Annotated in this window: 16 protein-coding genes; 13 read left to right on the top strand and 3 right to left on the bottom strand. The window is 34.4% G+C overall.

Features of this window, described 5'->3' with window-relative positions:
• The first annotated feature begins 45 nt into the window (after positions 1 to 45).
• The 5 genes from ACNQFZ_RS13610 to ACNQFZ_RS13630 all read left to right on the top strand — a co-directional run bounded on the left by ACNQFZ_RS13610 (position 46) and on the right by ACNQFZ_RS13630 (position 3,973).
• Positions 46 to 1,131 (top strand): hypothetical protein, encoded by a 1,086-nt coding sequence (locus ACNQFZ_RS13610; protein ID WP_458411882.1) that lies wholly within the window; start codon positions 46 to 48, stop codon positions 1,129 to 1,131.
• Between the two features lie 426 nt (positions 1,132 to 1,557).
• Positions 1,558 to 1,800, top strand: a complete 243-nt coding sequence (locus ACNQFZ_RS13615; RefSeq protein WP_458411883.1) for a hypothetical protein — start codon at positions 1,558 to 1,560, stop codon at positions 1,798 to 1,800.
• Positions 1,801 to 1,911: 111 nt separating this feature from the next.
• Positions 1,912 to 2,466: a hypothetical protein gene (locus tag ACNQFZ_RS13620; protein WP_458411884.1), complete on the top strand. Its 555-nt coding sequence runs from the start codon at positions 1,912 to 1,914 to the stop codon at positions 2,464 to 2,466.
• Between the two features lie 105 nt (positions 2,467 to 2,571).
• Positions 2,572 to 2,856 carry a hypothetical protein gene (locus ACNQFZ_RS13625; protein WP_458411885.1) on the top strand — a complete coding sequence of 95 codons (285 nt, stop codon included), beginning with the start codon at positions 2,572 to 2,574 and terminating at the stop codon, positions 2,854 to 2,856.
• A 286-nt stretch (positions 2,857 to 3,142) separates the two neighbouring features.
• The gene (locus ACNQFZ_RS13630; protein ID WP_458411886.1) at positions 3,143 to 3,973 is read left to right on the top strand and encodes a Cthe_2314 family HEPN domain-containing protein; all 831 of its coding nucleotides are present in this window, start codon (positions 3,143 to 3,145) and stop codon (positions 3,971 to 3,973) included.
• 95 nt (positions 3,974 to 4,068) lie between these two features.
• On the opposite strand, the gene ACNQFZ_RS13635 is transcribed toward ACNQFZ_RS13630, so the two are convergent.
• On the bottom strand, positions 4,069 to 6,036 hold the full coding sequence (locus tag ACNQFZ_RS13635) for a TniQ family protein (RefSeq protein ID WP_458411887.1): 1,968 nt from the start codon (positions 6,034 to 6,036) through the stop codon (positions 4,069 to 4,071).
• Positions 6,037 to 6,140: 104 nt separating this feature from the next.
• Between ACNQFZ_RS13635 and ACNQFZ_RS13640 the strand changes: the two genes are divergently transcribed.
• The 7 genes from ACNQFZ_RS13640 (at position 6,141) to ACNQFZ_RS13670 (ending at position 16,590) form a co-directional block, all read left to right on the top strand.
• Positions 6,141 to 6,599: a Tn7 transposase TnsA N-terminal domain-containing protein gene (locus ACNQFZ_RS13640; protein ID WP_458415389.1), complete on the top strand. Its 459-nt coding sequence runs from the start codon at positions 6,141 to 6,143 to the stop codon at positions 6,597 to 6,599.
• Complete coding sequence (locus ACNQFZ_RS13645; RefSeq protein WP_458411888.1) at positions 6,599 to 8,695, top strand: Mu transposase C-terminal domain-containing protein; 2,097 nt, start codon at positions 6,599 to 6,601, stop codon at positions 8,693 to 8,695. Before ACNQFZ_RS13640 ends, ACNQFZ_RS13645 begins: the two co-directional genes overlap by 1 nt.
• Before the next feature lies 1 nt (position 8,696).
• Entirely contained in the window at positions 8,697 to 9,689 is a 993-nt protein-coding gene (locus tag ACNQFZ_RS13650; protein WP_458411889.1) for a TniB family NTP-binding protein, read from the top strand.
• Between the two features lie 315 nt (positions 9,690 to 10,004).
• Complete coding sequence (locus tag ACNQFZ_RS13655) at positions 10,005 to 10,892, top strand: hypothetical protein (protein ID WP_458411890.1); 888 nt, start codon at positions 10,005 to 10,007, stop codon at positions 10,890 to 10,892.
• Between the two features lie 3 nt (positions 10,893 to 10,895).
• The gene (locus ACNQFZ_RS13660) at positions 10,896 to 14,483 is read left to right on the top strand and encodes a DEAD/DEAH box helicase (RefSeq protein ID WP_458411891.1); all 3,588 of its coding nucleotides are present in this window, start codon (positions 10,896 to 10,898) and stop codon (positions 14,481 to 14,483) included.
• A gap of 571 nt (positions 14,484 to 15,054) precedes the next feature.
• A complete protein-coding gene (locus ACNQFZ_RS13665; RefSeq protein WP_458415390.1) occupies positions 15,055 to 15,906 on the top strand; it encodes a DUF2935 domain-containing protein in 852 nt (283 codons plus the stop codon).
• Between the two features lie 156 nt (positions 15,907 to 16,062).
• Complete coding sequence (locus ACNQFZ_RS13670; RefSeq protein ID WP_458411892.1) at positions 16,063 to 16,590, top strand: YceI family protein; 528 nt, start codon at positions 16,063 to 16,065, stop codon at positions 16,588 to 16,590.
• Between the two features lie 56 nt (positions 16,591 to 16,646).
• On the opposite strand, the gene ACNQFZ_RS13675 is transcribed toward ACNQFZ_RS13670, so the two are convergent.
• Complete coding sequence (locus tag ACNQFZ_RS13675; protein ID WP_458415391.1) at positions 16,647 to 16,838, bottom strand: CDGSH iron-sulfur domain-containing protein; 192 nt, start codon at positions 16,836 to 16,838, stop codon at positions 16,647 to 16,649.
• A gap of 101 nt (positions 16,839 to 16,939) precedes the next feature.
• A complete protein-coding gene (locus ACNQFZ_RS13680) occupies positions 16,940 to 17,380 on the bottom strand; it encodes an Rrf2 family transcriptional regulator (protein WP_458411893.1) in 441 nt (146 codons plus the stop codon).
• A gap of 230 nt (positions 17,381 to 17,610) precedes the next feature.
• Between ACNQFZ_RS13680 and ACNQFZ_RS13685 the strand changes: the two genes are divergently transcribed.
• Complete coding sequence (locus ACNQFZ_RS13685) at positions 17,611 to 18,489, top strand: SDR family oxidoreductase (protein ID WP_458411894.1); 879 nt, start codon at positions 17,611 to 17,613, stop codon at positions 18,487 to 18,489.
• Positions 18,490 to 18,542: the final 53 nt, after the last annotated feature.

Below are 18,542 nucleotides of genomic sequence, written 5' to 3' on the forward strand. Positions count from 1 at the left end.
GCAGCTTTGTGTTATAATCCAAATAAAAAATTGTAGGTGTTTAATATGATCTCATTAGAACCGCAATCTCACGTTGTGAATCAAAAAATTTTACAGGGAAGAGACAGACAACATATTAGAAGTAACTTTATTTTTTATGTTCCATATCCTCTTTTTCTAGACCCAGATGACCAATTCTCTATCCACATGCCTCTAAATCCGGAAAAGAAACATATATTACAGGTTCTTTCTAGAAGAGCTTATACACTTAATCATAACCATGAATTCTTTGGTTTTGATAACGTTGATGAAAAGGACAAATTAAAACCTGTCCACCTCAGAAATGACCGTTTTGGCATTACCGGATATTCCAAAGTGTTAATCAGTTATGATCGGTATTTAGATATGTTTGATTCTGAGGCAGAGGTTGATGGTGTCAAGATGAATAAAGCTGTGGAATTGATGTGTGAAGTGTACAATTATTTTCTCGACATCTACGCAGCTGTTGTCGGTCATAGACAAGCGATGAAAATATCACCTCACGACATCCATACGTTACATTTTTCCAACTTAGATCAACAGGGAAATCAATTTAATGAAATCAGATTTTTCACGTTACTTGGCGCCACTTTATATGAAGGCTTTGTTTCTCCTCCTAAAGATGTACGAGATCGTTTACAAAAGGTTTTAGCAAGTGCAGACCCGAAATTAGCACAATCCGGATTAGGTGTAAATGCCGTAAGGCTCTTATATGGTGGAGATTATTTGAATGGAATTGTACAAGCCGTTACCCAATTAGAGAGTTATCTGTATATGGTATTTGAGAAAAAATTTGAAGAGAAAAACATTAACGAAATCGGAAGAATAATGAATACCTTAGGTCTGTCAAACTTAGTAGAATTACTTGGCTTAGTCTTGTCAGAGTCTGATATGACTGAGATTAAACAAAAGTTGGACACGGATAAGGTCATAAAAGCAATCTCGATTCGAAACAAATACATTCATGAAGGGACGAATAAAGAGAATATCCATAACCTTCTGATTGCAGAGGACTATATTAACCAAATAAATACGTTATGTATCGAACTGGCTAAACAAGTAGGGATTGATCACCCACTCAATTGGGAAAAAAGTGGCTGGTCGAAATCGTAAAGGTGTAGCGTTAGGATACAGCTTTTATCTTGACTCGTAAATAGAAAACCTTTGCTTATCAAGGGTTATTCATTGTTGCCATGTAAACAACGTATTCGTCTTGACAATGAGCCTCGCGGCATCAGATTCTAACCTCTCAGCCCGACCCTTGAGAAATGGTCGGTTTACCTAACGAGGTTATCTGATGCCTTCTCATTGTAAAGACATCGCTACGCTGAATACGTTGTTTACAGAGTTAAGATATCATGTCTACAATGTAACATTTAGGACGGTTTTCTTTACTTTGTATACTATGAATAGCCCGTTAAAAGCTAGTTAAGATAAACGCGGATTTACAACGCTAAGACTTATGGTACAAGTTATGATGTTCGTATTGAAAGGATAGTAATTTCACATGAGGGAGACCAAGTACGAATTGGTTTTGATATGCCCTTTTATGCTGATAAACCTCCGATTAAATGGGTTGAAAGAGGTTATACGACTACCTTTATAGAAATAGATTCCTCTGATATTAAGGAAGTTGGTTTGAAAACAAATAATAATACATATAGAGGTCACATTGATATAAAAACTGATGATAAAGATGGTTTTATTGTCAATATAACAGGTATAGTTGAGGCTCAAATAAAAGCTGGTGCGGGTTTAATTCAAATAGTAAGTGGTTATTAACCTTATTCAAGTAACGGAGGCGATAGCATAACAAAGCTGTCGCTTCTTTACTATTGAAGCAGGATAATTGAAGAAGGATTTACCATTTTTGTTCAAAGGTGGTGATAAAGAGTGGAAAAAAGTAATACAAAAGAATTTTTAAAGGTAGCTATTATCATATTTATTACAGCTATTTTATTACTTTTTGCCTTGCTAACATTACAATTCAATGGAGTATTTGTTCAAATAGGGACACCACCAAACGGGATTAGTCATAAGGCATTATCTAATTTGCTTATAATTGTGGCAATAGTATCGCTAATTTATTTGTTCAATGATACAGGTATAAAAGGAATAATAATTGCGATAGGGGTATTTTTCATAATAGTACCGCCCCTTCCAAATCTACTAACAAAGGCAGAATACACGAGTTTTTCTTCACCAGATAATAAAGAAGAATTTGTTGTGATTGAAAGAGGTTATGGTCGCCTATACCAATTATCAAATTCAAGATTATATATGACTTATTTAACCAGCATTAATACAGATGATGGCTATAAGCCATTTTTGGACAGTGCATATAAATTAGAATGGGAAGAACCGAACCAATTGATTATTCATTATAAGTTTGATTATATGTCAGATTCCTTGAACAAAGAGATTTTAACCAATTATAAAGTGAAGTGATTTAGGGGACAAAGTGTTTCATTAATTACTTTCTTTTTTGTTGAAGTTATTAAGCTAACGGGGGCGAGAATTGAACATGTATTTTAATAGTGAGGGTATGCTGAAATGAATAAATACATATGCCATGTTTGTGGCTATCCCAATTTAGATCAACCGCCATATGGACCAAATGGTAATTCATCAAGTCATGATATATGCCCCTGTTGTGGTGTAGAGTTTGGCTATGAGGATTGCCAACTTAAATCATATGAAAAGTACAAAAATAATTGGATTATTTCAGGAGCTAATTGGTTTGACGAGAAATATAAACCGAGTGATTGGAATTTTGAAAAACAGTTGGAAAACATAAAAAAAATCCCACAAATACTCTTGCCATATTATCTTAAATGAAAAGTCCTTATTGCACTAATGGGTGCGTTTCTGGAACAAGCAGGAACGCCTTTTCACTATAGAAGCAGTTTTGTTGAACAAGAATTACTTTAGAATGATGAACAATATGAGGCTATTGTGCAGCAAAGACATCTCGCTTAAATGGTAAGAAAGTTCCAAATATTCCTCCCGTCTTGATAAAATAAGTATAAGGTTTGGAAATAATGTACTTACACTAAAAGAGCAGGTTCTTTAATGAATATACTATTGATGTAGATTAATTTTACATAGAAAAGGGGAAAAGAAAGTGTATTTTAACGTAGATAAGAAATTATATGATAAATATAAAGATGAATTTCCTGATTTATTAGATAAAGCAGCAGCTGCCTATAGGGAATTTGACAATAGTTTTGAAGAAGATGAAAGGATAATTTTAATACTAAATGAACATTTAAAGTTGTTTCCGATAATTGATCATTGGAAAACTGAGTTGTTTTATCAATGGGATGTATGTAGACATTCCCTAATCTGTGCTACTGCCATTATTAACGAATATTGTAAAAAATTTAAAGAAGATGATTATTCAGATGAAAGAGGTTATTATGAACACCTCGCGGAATACTATTTAGACAATATATCATATAGAGCTTTCTCCATATTAGAAAAGATAGGCCATCCATTAAATATATTATTAAGCTTAGATTTGCCATATAGAAAAATTTCATTCTTTACCGTTAAAACAAAGTTAAGTAACGGATATCCTGAACATCTTATAAATAAAATTTTTCAGGAACTTGAGAGTGACGAAGGTGTATCAATAGAGTTTAAAGAATATCGTCATTCATTAACACATAGAGATCATCTCCTACAACCAACATACGGATTGGAAGTTGTTGAATTGGAAATGGGTGAGGATAATGGAAATGGAATAAACGGAACTGCTTTGGTAAATATATCCACTGCTAAAGCACCTAGATTAAATATTATTACTCTTCATGAAATGGTAACTGAATTTTATGGTAAGCTTACAGTTTTTTTAGAGGATTTCTTCATTGCTTGCTTAAAAGAATTAATTGAACGTCATAAAAAAGAAGTCGATTTCTACAAACAAGATGTGGAAGAGTCATTAAAACATTAAAACATTAAAACATATCAGCAATCAGAGGAATGATAAATCCTCTTCGTTCGGGTAGTTAAGACATTGTTTTTAGTAGAGCTTTTGATAAATAAATCTTAATTTAAATCAAATTCACCCCTACAAAATAGAAGCCTTTTTCCATCCTTAACTTGAGGGCCAGAGAAAGATATTAGTTTTCCCATTGTGTGTTTTTTTAAGACTTGTTTAGTATGAAGGTTAAGCTTAAATGCAACTTCATAAGTTGTCATAAACTTTTCGTGAAAATGTAAAAAGTTATGAATCGGAATATTAGAGTCATATTCTTTTATATTTCCGAATCGACCATTAATAATCCAATAATGAATATCGCTTTTTTTTACTCCAAGTATAAATGTTAAATCTCTTATTGAAATAAAGTTAGATTCAATACTTTTTTTAATTATTTCTGATTTTATCTCGTAATAAATATCGCTTTTATTAAGTAAAAGATTCGATAATTTATTTGTTTTATATTTAAATCTGATTTCTTCATTCAGTATTTTTTTTAACAGTATATGTGCTTTTTCTGGTCCAATCCATTCTACTGCATGATTGAATGTGATTGGATTAATGATGGTTGACATAGATGCTTTTTTTACTTTTTTCTCTAATTTAGATACAGAAGATTTTGGTATAATCCAGTTAATTACACTTCCTGATTTAAAATAGAAGGCGTCTTCTATAAGTCCATCGTATAATATTGAAAGTGTAGACTTCGCACTTGTTCCCCAAATATCACGAAACTCCTCTTTATTGTAACTATCAATAAAATTTTTTGCGAAATTTTCCAACTTCGCATTATCAATAAGTGTATGGATCGTATTTTTATAATTTAATTTATAATGGTTAAAGTGATTCGAATTAATAATACCTCCGTTAAATTTTGGATATAGGAATTTCACTTCATCAGACCTTATAAATTGTTCCCCTGTTAAATTGTATTTCTCTTTAGCTATATAGTTTGAGAATGCCATGGATATGTCCCAAAGAGGTGTGTTGATTGTTCTTGGAATTCCCTGTTTTATAAAACTATTGATTGAGACACCATTTTGCTTTTCTGCTATTCTTATAAAATCATTAAAACCAACTGGCCAATTTTTAATGATTTTAAATACATAACTGTACAAACAAGCCGCCTGTTGTATTGAACGATAATTTTTCAAGTGATTCCTTTCAAGAATACCACCCGAAAAATACAAATCGTTTTTAATAATGGAGAGGTTTTCAAACGGAACCATCTTTACCGTCCAAAGGGCGAGAAAATCTAAAGTTTTAAAGAATGTAGCAAAATCTCGGATCCAAGGATGTGATAATTCTAATATACAATTTTCGATTATTTGATCTACAATTTTTTGATATTCGATGAAACCACTAGTAACATTTGTATTTATAAGAGAATTTGATAGTTTTTTGTTACATTTTGGACATTCATCAAGTATAATAGACATTGTAGTTGGAATATTCCCGCAATTTTCGCAACTATCCATTAAAAGTGTATTATGTTCTAAGCACATAATCGAATGGCAACTAATCCAAGACTTTCTTTGATATAAACCTTCTTTCAAACACAATGGGCAGAATCGAGTTTTTTTATATAAAAACCATATATTTTTAGACTCATTACGTACTTCTATTTGATACCTCTCAAAATACTTATAAACAGTAAGATTTTTGGCATTTTCGAATTCAATTCCAAGAAATTCAGCAATACATTTTAAATCATTTCCTTTTAGCCAATTGATTTTTTCGGGCGCTAAATTAATTGATAGTTCCTTAGCTATTACTTCAAATATCCAATTCAGATTAGCCATTTCATGTTCTTTAGCCACCCTGTAGATAAAACTTAATAGTGTCTCCTGAGTATAAGGTTTCGGATAAAAAAGCAACATATAATCACCTGGTTTTTTTTTTTTTTTTATTCCCATTTTTACCAAAAACAAGTGAATATATGTATTAAAAGGAGTGGTATTATGAAAGCGGCAAGAAAAATAAAAGCAAGCAACAAGCTTAGTACAAGAGGAAAGCACAATAGTAGTAAGATGCATAGGATGATTCCATGGGAGAGTACACTTGAAAGGGATTTTATTAAACTACTTGATTTTGATCCCACCGTAACATATTTCGAGTTCCAACCAAAAAAATTGTTTATATATATAAGGGGAAAAAACGAGTTTACTTCCCCGATTTCCTTGTTGTGAAAAATGATATGAGGGAGTATTTATATGAAGTAAAGGCATTTGATAAAACGGAGGATGAAACGAATAAAATTAAATTCCAGGTAGGGATGAAATACTGTAGCGAAAGAAATATGAAATATGTAGTGATTACAGAGAAGGATATTAGGAAAGGTTTTTTAATAGAAAACCTTGATTTATTATCAGAAGTTAGACCAGAATCCACCAGTTGGAAAGTTAAAAATCATATCATTAGGATTCTTGATGGGTTAGGAGGAAAAACATCAATAAAAAACCTAAAGACCACTATAGATGTAAGTGATGCTGATTTGGAGAATAATATTTTTGACTTAATTTATACTCATCAATTAAAAACAGATTTAGTCTCGGTACTTATTAATGATAATTGCATAATTGAAAGGGTGTGCAATTAATGGAGGGATACTATTTTACAGCTGGAGCAAGATTTCTTATCAAAGACAATGAATACCTTATTAGGAGGGAACTGGAGAGAGATTATGAATTAGAAAATCTCCATTACGAAAAAATAGAGTTATGGAAAAAAGATGAATTATTAAATTTGTGGTGGGAAGGCGAATTAATCTTCAGGATTAAGGAAGAAGAGAAAAAGTATATTCATATTCAAAACCTAGACGATTTAGAGGAGAAATCAAAAAATGAAGCTATCAGACGCTATAAGCTTTTAGAGCCTGTTATAAACGGAGATGTTTTACCTTCTGAAATCAAAGATTATCTTAAATCATTAAATGGAGAAGTTAAGAAATCAGCTTTTTATGAGTGGAAGAAACGGTGGGAAAGAACAGGAGATATAAGGGCATTGGTATCATTAAAACCTGGACCAAAAGGGTCAAGAATATCTGATGAAGTTGAACAGATTTTAGACGGTGCAATTGAACACTTTTTAGAAAACTATGCTTATCAAGGCCTGAAATATACAATTGAAGATGTATACTCTGAATTTACTTTAAGAATAGATGAAGAAAATCTTAACAGAGATATTAAGGATAACCTAAACTATGTTTCTCGTTCAAAATTGAGAAGAAGATTAATGGAGAAAATTGATAGTTATAAACTTGATATACCAAAGAAGGGGTTGGTATTAGCGAAGCTTAAAAGAGATGGTTCAAAGGAAGAGGTGGTAGCAAATCGGCCTCTTCAAAGAGTTGAAATAGATTGGACACCAGTAGATGTCATGTTAATAGATCCTGGTGACCTAAAACCAAAGAGGCCAAATTTAATTTATGCCATTGATAAGTGTACTGGAGAGCCTATGGGTTTCTTCGTGACCTTTAAGCCTGTAGATAGTCAAGCGTTAAAACAGTGTTTAATTCACGTAATAATGCCAAAAACATATTTAAAGGATTTTTATCCTTTAGTTGAAAATGAGTGGATTGCTCACGGAATCCCACATACAATTGTTGTTGATAATGCAAGTGTAAATGATTCGTACGAGTTTGAAGAGGCGTGTTTGCAGGTGGGCGTAAAGGAAGTTCAATTTTGTAAAATCGACGCAGGTTATCAAAAAGGTACAATTGAGAGGGCTTTTAGAAAATTAAACACCATGTTTATACATAATTTGAAAGGAACTACCTTTTCAAACTTTATTGAGAAAGGAAGGTATGATTCTCAAAAAAATGCTTGTATAACAATACAGGGCTTTATTTATATGGCTCATATTGCGATGGTAGATATTGTAGCAAATAGCTATGATTCTAGGCGAGGAGATTCACCACATAATCTATGGGTTCAGGGATTGGCAGAAAATAAACATCTCTCAATACAAATACCAAGAAGTATTGACTCTTTAAAAATACTACTTATGGGTGGTTCAGTATTAAGGACTATTCAGCAGCAGGGGGTGGTTATAGAAAATGAATATTACTTTAGCTCAGAGTTGATAGAACTAAAGAATCTTCTTGAAAAGTATAAGCGCAAGGAAGAAAAAGTACGGGTAAGATTTGATTTATACGATATGAGGAAGGTTTATGTGTATGATCCAATTAATAATAAATATATTACAGCAGAGTACACTGGGCTAAAGAGAAAAAAAATAAACACTGAATTGCCGGTTCCACATATATCTTTGGAATTAGATTCTAAGAGAAAGACAGAGACTAGAAAAACATTTAGTCCGAGTAATAGAGCTAAAGCAAAACGGAAAATAAAATTGCTGCAAGAAATAGACGAAAAGAAAATAAAAAAGTGGAGGAGAAACAAGGAAAAAGTAGAGTATCAAAATTCAGACTTTATTTCGGAAACAGTGCTAAAAACAGAAGAACCCATGGCAAATACCGTTATCAATTCAGAAACAGATATTGCTATACCTTTATTAAATGATGAAATCAGAATAATTGGTGATGAGCAAGAAGTAAGTCAAAGTAAAAAGAAGAAGTCAGAGTCTTCGATTACAGAAGAGGATAAGTGGTATATTGAATATGAAGACACTGATGACGAAGATCTTCCAAGTTGGGATGCGACAATGAGAAAAGAAAATAAGGAGCTGGCTTGACATGAATGAACTTTTTCCTTTTATAAGATTAAATGGTTTCCCAGCGAGTCAAGAAGATGTGAAAAACAGGAGAGAGCATGTAAAGAAAATAGTAATATCACATCCGAAATATAGTAATACTCTCACTCAGATTGAAGAAATTCATTTTTATTCAAAAGGTTCAGTTAAACCAGACTCTTTATTTTTATCAGGTGAAGCAGGAGTAGGTAAGTCGACGGTCCTGGAAGAGTATTCTGACCGCTTTCCGAGACAAATCATCGATAATAATACGGTAATCCCTATTTTATATACTTCTGTACCAGTTGGTGCGACACCTAAATCCGTTGCATCACAACTCTTATATTCACTTGGGGATCCTGCATACGAAAAAGGAACAGAAATTAGTATGACAAGTAGGTTATTGCATTTTATCAATAGGTGCAAGGTAGAAATGCTCATAATTGATGAATTCCAACATCTATTGGATAGAGATACTAAACATGTACTAAATAAAGCTTCTGATTGGGTAAAATCTTTCTGCGATAACGCCGGCGTTCCAATTATCCTATGTGGGTATCCAGAATCTAAAAAGATCTTTAAATTTAATCATCAACTAGACAGAAGATTTCTTTCAAAAATCAGTTTGGAACGATTTAGATACTATACAAAAGATGAGCAAATTGAATTTAGAGCTTTTTTGAAAAATATTGATGATAGGTTACCATTTGTTGAAAGGTCAAAACTATCAGCAAAACAATTAGCAGAAAAAGTATTTTATGCAACAAATGGGATTCCGTCACATGTAAATAAGCTATTGTATGAAGCAACTGGATTAGCTGCAAAAAGTGGTAGCGATTTAATTGATGAAAATCATCTATATGAAGCATTTAACAGAATTGATATATCTGCTAGACCTTATGTTTCTAATCCTTTTATGATAAAAAATTTTAATTTAGTTGAAGCTTTTGAATTAGAGGAACAACAAAATAAAGAGGATAATAAAAGGATTATTTAAAACCATTGCTGTTGCAATGGTTTTCTTTTTTGATTATTAAAGAACTTACCATATTATTGCACTAAATTTTAATGATATAATTACCATAATTAATATTATTTGGCAATAGATGTAGAGTAGGTCGTGAAAATTGAGGACTAGCCTTTTGTAATATGTTACATAAAAAGGCTTTATACATTAATGGAAATAATTATAGTTAATCTGAATTTAAATAACAAAGTAATAAGGTTCATCTTTGCCGAAATATAACAATTTAATTTTTTACTGGGATATACCATATTAATAGATATTTAATGAACGGTGGGTGATTAATAAATGTTGAATGGATTGAGAATCTCATCACTAACTTCATGGCTTAAAAATGATGAATTGATGAATGTGGACAAGCAATACAATCATAATCTCATAAGGGAAGATTCTATTGCAAGAGTTGATGTCCTTGAAGAACTTAAACCAGTCATTCGTACAGTTCATGACGATGCCAGATATAAGATTAGAAAGTTTCTTAGGGACAATCTAGATCCTTTAGAAGAATGGGATGATGACCTTGACCCTGCGGAAGGATATCCTGAGGTTTTTGATTTGACTACCTTAAAAGGTTATTTCGGTGAATTTTTCTCTGGCCTGATTGCGGAAAATTTCCCCCTTTTTGGTGAAAGCAGATGGCAGGTTCCAGTTTTCCCCTTCAGATGGCATAATACTGCATTTGACCAACTTGAGATGCTACATCAGACTGGGCAAATGAAAAAAGCTATTGTTGGTCGTACCGGTGATGATTGTGTTGCTTTTGTTTTAGAGGACGACAGTATTATAAAAATCCTTTTTTTAGAAGCGAAATGCACAGCAACACATGACTCGGCTATGATTGCGGATGCTCACACCAAAATTAGCAACGCAAATTTGATTCCAGTTGAATTGATGCGGATAGTAGAAATTTTACAAGATTATAAAACAAATCAAACAGCAAGAAAGTGGATTGAAGCTCTTAGACAGTTGTATCGAACCAAATCTGGATTTGAACGTTACGATTGTGTGAGTTATGTTTGTGGGCAGACACCCAAAAGACCAAAGACAAAATTGAGCTGGATTTCCCGTAAAGAACCGCACCCGAATTATACTGCGGGAAGAAAGCTGGCAGCCGTTGAAGTTCATTTAACTGACGTAGACAATCTTATTAAAGATGTGTACGGGAAGGATGATTAAGAGGTGACGGAAAATGATAAAACGTCGAAACATTTTAGAATAATTCATTCCGAGCTAGCCGGTGATGCTCTAACACCATCTTTAGCTAAGTTATATAGCCACTATACACGTATCAAAATGAACCAACCCGGCCTGAAAGGTTGGAGATCCACTGAATTTACAGAAAGGTTGTCCGATGCGGTTACATTAATTGATGTCGGGCTTTATGAACGGGATCTTGAAGTGGAGGGATGGAGAGACGCCTTAAAACGTGCTGGAGAACTGTTAGAATGGTTGTCTCACCCTGATTTGAATATTGACCAACTTCCACTTCGGTTGCTTTCAGCTGGTGTATACCAATTGGCTGGCTATCCCGCTCTTTCCTTAGGGTTGTTGAACAGTGATGTTTTAGACTCTGATGATTCACAATTACTGAAAGCGTTTCTAAATGCTGATTTTCCTAAATTACTTGAGCTAGTTATCGACTATTTTCGAATAGAGTTAGCTGAAGAAAATCGTAATTACAAAGTCGAAAATTTTCGTCAGATGGAAACAACTGATTTGAATAATAGGATTGTAAATGAGCTTTTTAAGGTACTCGGTATCTTATGTACGTATATGCGTTGGGGAGAAAGCAAACGGCTTGAGAAAGCACAACAAAAATTACAGGACATGTCAAATCTTATGATTTACGGTACTGACAGTTACTCTTGGTTATTGTCCAAAATTGTATCAGAGGTATTTCAGGAGTATATCACAAGTTCAATGAGGGTTTATGTCCAGAGGCTCCAGAACAGTGTGAATGATCAAGGTAAGAGAGCGTTTGAACGGTATCTTCGGAGTAACTATCAATCTAGCAAATCACTTGCATGGTATTCACAAGTTCGTGGAATAGAGAGACTACTACAAGATGGGTCATTTGCGCTTTGCACACCAACTGGTTCTGGTAAAACCACGATTGCCGAATTAGCAATTATTCAAAGTATGTTTCAAAATAATGAAGAAGCCTTCTGTTTTAGTGTTGCTCCGATCACAATGTATTTAGTTCCTTCACGAGCGCTTGCCACTGAAGTAGAATCGAAACTTGGGACCGTTTTAGGGAACTTGGGAAGTTATTCAGTTAAAGTTACAGGTTTGTATGGTGGCACTGATTGGGGGCCGACTGATGCTTGGGTCACTTCAATGGAACCAACAGTATTGATTTGTACATATGAAAAGGCTGAAGCATTAATAAGGTTTTTGGGACCATTTTTTTTGAATCGTGTTTCTCTGGTTGTTATAGATGAGGCACACTCTGTTCAGTTCAATGGACTAAGTTATCATGATCTCCGTAGCGCAGATAATAGGAGCTTAAAACTTGAGGTGTTAATAAGCCGCTTGCTTCGATATGTTGAGGAAAAACGAATCATTGCCTTGTCTGCAGTAGCTAATGAAAATAAATCTTTAGCTCATTGGGTATCTGGAGACGAAACATCTACACCTGTAATCTCAAACTATCGTAGTACTCGTCAGCTTATTGGAAGCCTTGAATGGTCTCAATCTGGCCAATATGAAATCCGATTTGATATTCTAAATAGTAATGCATTAGTTTTTAACAAAGACGCTGGGACAGAAGATGTACCGTTTATACAAAAACCATTTGCACAATTTCCACTTCCGTATAAGTCTTTAAATAATAAATTCATAAAAAAGGATAACGGTGTTAGTAAGCGGCAGAGGCCATATCTTTTTTGGGCTGCCATGCAATTAGCACAACCTGACGAACAGGGGAAACAGCACTCTGTTTTGATTTCAATTACGCAACAAGTGGGTGGCTATGCAGAAGATTTTCTATATGTCTTGAATAACACTTTAGATAGTGAGTACATTCCTCAATTCTTCATAAGTCCATCCGACCCAGAATTGCAGAAATTGTTTAATAAATGTTTGTCTGCTTGCTCAGATTATTTTGGACCAAATTCCAACGAGTATCAACTCCTAGAAAAGGGTATAGTCGTCCATCATGGGAATATGCCAGGGTTACTTGCCAGACTGTTAGTTGAATTAGTCCAAAAACGTGTAGTTTATATTGTACTTGCCACATCAACATTGTCTGAAGGTGTAAACTTACCGTTTGAGACAGTCCTGGTTCCAACCTTGGTTCGCAATAGAGAACTAATCTCTGTTTCAGAATTTAAGAATCTTGCTGGAAGGGCAGGTAGACCGGGGTGGGGAACTGAGGGTAGAACCCTAGTGTTTCTTGAATCAAAACCTCTTAATTATAATAGTAGGACATCACACAATAACTATAAGCACATAGTTAAGGGTATAACAACGGAAGAGTTGAAAGGAATGGATAATACTCAGATTAGCCCGCTCGGTGCACTTATGTCTCATATCTTATCATTGTGGGAGCAAGTATCTGGTTCTCAATCCTTAGATGAGTTCATTAAATGGCTAGAAAAAACAGTGCCGCTTGAAGATTCTAGAGAAGGTGACGCGTTGAAAGCTGAGGAAGCATTAGACTCTTTAGACGGGTATTTACTTTCCATTCTTGTAGAGTTTGAGTTGACGACGGGTAAACAAATGAATAACACGGAACTTGAGCAGTACTTAATTGACGTTTGGAGAAAAACGTACGCTTATTACGTTATGAATCGGTCTGGACATTGGGAAAGGTTGTTTTCCGTTAGAGGTCGTGCTGTTCAAGAAAGGATTTATCCTGATAACAAACTCCGCCGTCGTCTCTATCGTACTAGTGTCGCTCCTCGATTTGGAAAAATTGTTCTAAATGGATATGTTGAGGTACAAGCCCATTTGGTAAAAGGAACAAATTATCCCAAATGGACCGCTAATGAGAGGCTTCAATATATCATTAAAGCTGTTGAACTAATAAGTAATCTAGGAAAGTTTGAGGTACCCGATAGCTTTGGAAGAGGGAAAAAGCCTCCAACAAGGGATGAGATATTAGCCTGGTGGTTAAACCCCAGTGGAGTAACACGAAAACCAACAAAGAACCAAGTTTCTGAATGGATTAAGTTTGTCAAAAAGCAATTTGAGTATAAGTTCAATTGGGGACTTGGGACTGTTATGGGTCTGATTTTAGATGACTTAAATGATGGAGAACTCCAAGAGACTAGCATCGAAGACTGGCCCAAGACTGGTCTTCCATGGATTGTTTTTTGGTTAAAAGAACTTATCACATGGGGGACATTGGACCCTGTTGCTGCATTGTTGTTGGCTTATGGTGTAGAATATACTCGATCCGCAGCTGAAACTAGAGCTAAAGATTACTATGCAGCTAGCTCGGACATTCCAGTCGATGAATTATTAGATCCCATAAGGATAAAAAAATGGTCAAATCAATTTGTCGAAAATGATGTATCTTTTTCAGTAAGACATAATCTAACTGAAATCAAAGTAAGTCTTATACGGGATTTTAGTAAAACAAAAATTAAAGAATGGCGGGTCTTCCCTATTGTTACTAATGATTCCATAATTTGGATTGATCCAGCTGGGTACGAATTTGCAAAATGCCAAATACCAGTTCAGTGGAGCAAAAATATGGAGTTAACACATGACTTTGTACTACATACTGAATCCAAGACGGTTAAGGTATTGAGGTATATATAAATAAATGGGCATTATAAGTTAAAAAGAAGAACATCTCGGGAATTATATAAAGTGATTTCGTACTATAAATATTTCCTATTTTGGGTTGCTGTGAGTACAGGATCACGCTGGAAGAAGATATAAGATTACCTAGCATTTTAGAGAATAGGGCTAGGGTATAACTTAGATAAAGAAGTGAATCGAAGGAAAAAATATTTAAATACTAGATGACATCTTTTACATTTTTTCCGTTTAATTATGAAAAAATTAACGGTATATAAATAATAAGAGATGATAATCCGGATAATTATGAAAAAAATAAGTTAGCTTGTTATTACTTTATTAACAACACCTTCCGGATAATTATGAAAAATAACAATGAGTCAAAAAATTAATGAGGGCTGTTCAAAAGGTTAGGGTAACTGACCTTTTGAACAGCCTATTTTTGTTAGAATTTATGATACTGTCCAATAACATATTCACTCCACAAAGCAATATTATTAGTAATAGTAAGCCACACATAAAAGGAGGGATTACCGTGCAGAATCAACCTCAGCTTCCGGGCCATGTGAATGTCAATCAGATCAATCAGATGTTAATTTCTCCAGAATCGTTTGCAGCGCAACCTGAATCGCTTACGGAACAACTATTTGTAGACCGCTCACTAACAGAAAACCGGTTTTGGTTAAGAATTATGAAAGAGCATGCACTATTTCTAGGGGAGGGTTTTAATCGAAAAGATACCCATCTCATTCAACAGACGGATCGTTTTTTCCATTACTTTGAACAGCAAGAAAAAAAGGCTTACCAAATTCCAAATAATGTTGAATTAGTGAGAAAGTTGAATGAAGAAAGTATAGAGCTGGTACATGGCTTTCGTAATTTTAAAAGAAATCTTCTGCTCTTAATTATCAATTGCAAGATAAGTGGTTTCAACTTTCCTTTGCTGGTTGATCATATTGCAAGAGAAGCGGAATATTTTATGCGGTCGCTAACGAAATTTAATCAAGGTATTTTAGACCCGATTCAAGATGCCATTATCAGTGAGAATGTTTTTTGGTTACGCATCATGATGGAGCACTCCCGTTTTATCGCTTCATTGTTAGACCAGTCTGAACGAAATTTAGTCAAGACCGCCCTGAAATTTGGTGAAGATTTCGAAACACTTCTAAATCAGGCAAGAGATGTAGAGTCGATGCTTTATCGTAAACAGCCAACATATCCGATTATCGGAAAAATGAATAAAGATAGTGAAAATGCTGCTCAAGAAATACTTGCTTTCAAGAAGGCGGGGTTGGATTTCATTAGGTCATGTCAAATACGAAATGTTATAAGTCCTTTATTGGGTGATCATGTTGTACGTGAGGCCCAACATTTCCTATATATGATTCACATTTTGGAAGAACGGTTAAACACCAAAAAAGTAAATGAACAACATCTATAAAAATATAAATTTTTCAAAATGTATTGACAATCAAAATTAAGATGTGGTAAATTTATCTCGAGTTAAAGATAAATTATTTCGAGGTATTAAAACAAGCCTTATTATTTTTTAGTAAATATCTCGAAATCATAATAAATTAATCGGGGGTATTTTAAAATGGCAAAATGGATCGTTGATCAAGCACACTCAAGTATTGGATTTGAAGTAAAACATATGATGGTTTCAAAGGTAAAAGGTCAATTTGAAGGATATACTGCAGATGTTGAATCAGCTGATTTGACAGATTTATCAGCAGCAAATATTGCATTTAAATTTGACGTAGCAAGTATTACTACACGTAATGAAGATCGTGACAATCACTTGAAATCAGCAGACTTCTTTGATGCAGAGCAGTACCCATCAATCGATTTCCAATCAACAAGCATTACAAAAGCTGGCGATAACTATAAAGTTACTGGTAACTTAACAATTAAAGAAGTAACAAAACCAGTTACATTTGATGTTGAATTCGGTGGAAAAGGCTTAAATCCATGGGGCGTAGAAGTATACGGTTTCGAAGCAGAAGCAAAAATTAATCGCGAAGATTTCGGTCTTACTTGGAACGCAGCCCTTGAAACTGGTGGCGTACTAGTTGGTAAAGAAGTCAAAATTAAAGTAGAGTTAGAAGTAAACCCACAAGCTTAATGGCATTAAAATAATCTGTATGAAAAAGAACTTAAAAGGGCGGTAATTTCTGCCCTTTAAGCTCTTACACTGCTTTCAAATTTTTCTTTGTGGGACCCGTCACAAAATGGTTTATTATTTGAAAGGCCACAACGGCAAAGATATACCTCTGATTTAGACTCCATTTGATTTCCTTCACCATCAACTAGTGTTACTCCTGTTGCTACGATCGGACCGTTATCCAAAAATTTAATTTCAGCCATGATTATCACCTCCACAACTAATTATTGCCAAACCCAAGTTTTATATACTAAAAGTTAATCAAGCAACTCTCCAAGAACTGAACCCGTTAAGTGTAAATGGTACTTTTTTAATTTGAACCTTTATTTTCCTGTTCCACAATATCCTTAACAATATCCTCCATCGTTATATTTTCTAGTACCTTTTCTAATGCTAATTGAGCAGATGATAAGATTGGATTGATTGCTTCTTGAATGTTCCTGCCTACCACACATTGTGGATTTGGATTTTCGTGAATACTAAATAATTCGTTGTCTTTTACAACATTAACGGCCTTATAAACGTCCAACAATGTAATATCAGATAGTTCTTTTGCAAGCTTTGCCCCTGCAATTCCTGGGTGTACCTCTACTAACCCAGCTTTCTTTAGCATTCCAATAATTTTTCTTATCAAGGCAGGATTTGTGTTTACACTTCCTGCCAAATACTCTGAGGAGTTGATTCCCTCTTTATTCATGTCAATAAGGGATAATATATGAACCCCTACAGAAAATCGGCTGCTAATGGACATAATGTAATCACCTTCCCGCATTTTATATCGAATAGATTTCTAAGTGTAATTATATTGGTTACAACCATATTATACTCTAAAGTTTGGATACACTATTAAGATTATAATTAAATTTTATTGACAAAGATACTAATTGTAACTAAAATGATTACATGTAACAGGATTAGTTACAATATAGTTGAAGTTGTATTAACATAAATATTTCAATACATCATTTTGGAGGGATAGAAATGAAAATTTTAGTAACAGGTGCTACCGGGAAATTTGGCACTAAAGTTGTAGAAACCTTATTAAAGACTATTCCAGCAAGTCAACTGGTTGTCAGTGTTCGTAACCCAGAGAAAGCGGAAGTTTTTCGGAGTCGTGGAGTAGAAGTTCGACATGGAGATTTTGATGATCCTGAAACATTGGATGTCGCTTTTGCAGGTATTGACCGCTTGTTAATTATTTCTGCGGACGGAGACAATGAAACAAGAATTCGCCAACATTCTAATGCAGTGGCAGCTGCAGAGCGGGCTGGCGTCACATTCATTGCCTATACAAGCCTAGCGAATGCACAGGAAAGTAAAAACGTATTCGCTCCAACCCACAAAGCAACAGAAGAGGCAATTTTAAAAACAGGGATCCCTTACTCCTTCTTACGCAATAACTGGTACTTGGAGAATGAAATTCCAAGCATTCAAGGGGCCCTTGCAGGATTTCCATGGGTAACATCAGCTGGAAATGGAAAAGTAGGCTGGGCATTACAACAAGATTATGCGGAAGCTGCAGCTGCGGTACTATCTGGTAATGGACATGAAAATACAATTTATGAACTTTCCGGCAGCAAGTCATTGACTCAGGAGGAACTGGTATCTGCACTTGGTAAGGTACTGGGTAAAGAAGTAACTGTGGAGCAGGTTGATGACACCACATATGCTGATATTATGAAAAATGCTGGTGTTCCGGATTTTGTTATTCCTTTACTTGTTGAAATTCAAAGAAGCATCCGAGAAGGCACACTCGAGACTGTAAGTAATGATATCGAAAAACTTCTTGGTCGTCCGGCAACTCCAATCAGTGAGGCGTTAAGCCAAGTGGTGAGCAAGATCACTCAAACTGAAAGTTAATTTTTTTCATTAAATTAAACGCACATTAAAGGATAGATTTAGAGAAATTTTCT

Source organism: Schinkia acidoalkalinis (genome assembly GCF_054301215.1).

Coding starts and splice junctions, on each gene's coding strand:
- ACNQFZ_RS13610 (WP_458411882.1), top strand. CDS start 46: ATGATCTCATTAGAACCGCAATCTCACGTTGTGAATCAAAAAATTTTA.
- ACNQFZ_RS13615 (WP_458411883.1), top strand. CDS start 1,558: ATGCCCTTTTATGCTGATAAACCTCCGATTAAATGGGTTGAAAGAGGT.
- ACNQFZ_RS13625 (WP_458411885.1), top strand. CDS start 2,572: ATGAATAAATACATATGCCATGTTTGTGGCTATCCCAATTTAGATCAA.
- ACNQFZ_RS13635 (WP_458411887.1), bottom strand. CDS start 6,036: ATGCATCTTACTACTATTGTGCTTTCCTCTTGTACTAAGCTTGTTGCT.
- ACNQFZ_RS13645 (WP_458411888.1), top strand. CDS start 6,599: ATGGAGGGATACTATTTTACAGCTGGAGCAAGATTTCTTATCAAAGAC.
- ACNQFZ_RS13650 (WP_458411889.1), top strand. CDS start 8,697: ATGAATGAACTTTTTCCTTTTATAAGATTAAATGGTTTCCCAGCGAGT.
- ACNQFZ_RS13655 (WP_458411890.1), top strand. CDS start 10,005: ATGTTGAATGGATTGAGAATCTCATCACTAACTTCATGGCTTAAAAAT.
- ACNQFZ_RS13665 (WP_458415390.1), top strand. CDS start 15,055: ATGTTAATTTCTCCAGAATCGTTTGCAGCGCAACCTGAATCGCTTACG.
- ACNQFZ_RS13670 (WP_458411892.1), top strand. CDS start 16,063: ATGGCAAAATGGATCGTTGATCAAGCACACTCAAGTATTGGATTTGAA.
- ACNQFZ_RS13680 (WP_458411893.1), bottom strand. CDS start 17,380: ATGTCCATTAGCAGCCGATTTTCTGTAGGGGTTCATATATTATCCCTT.
- ACNQFZ_RS13685 (WP_458411894.1), top strand. CDS start 17,611: ATGAAAATTTTAGTAACAGGTGCTACCGGGAAATTTGGCACTAAAGTT.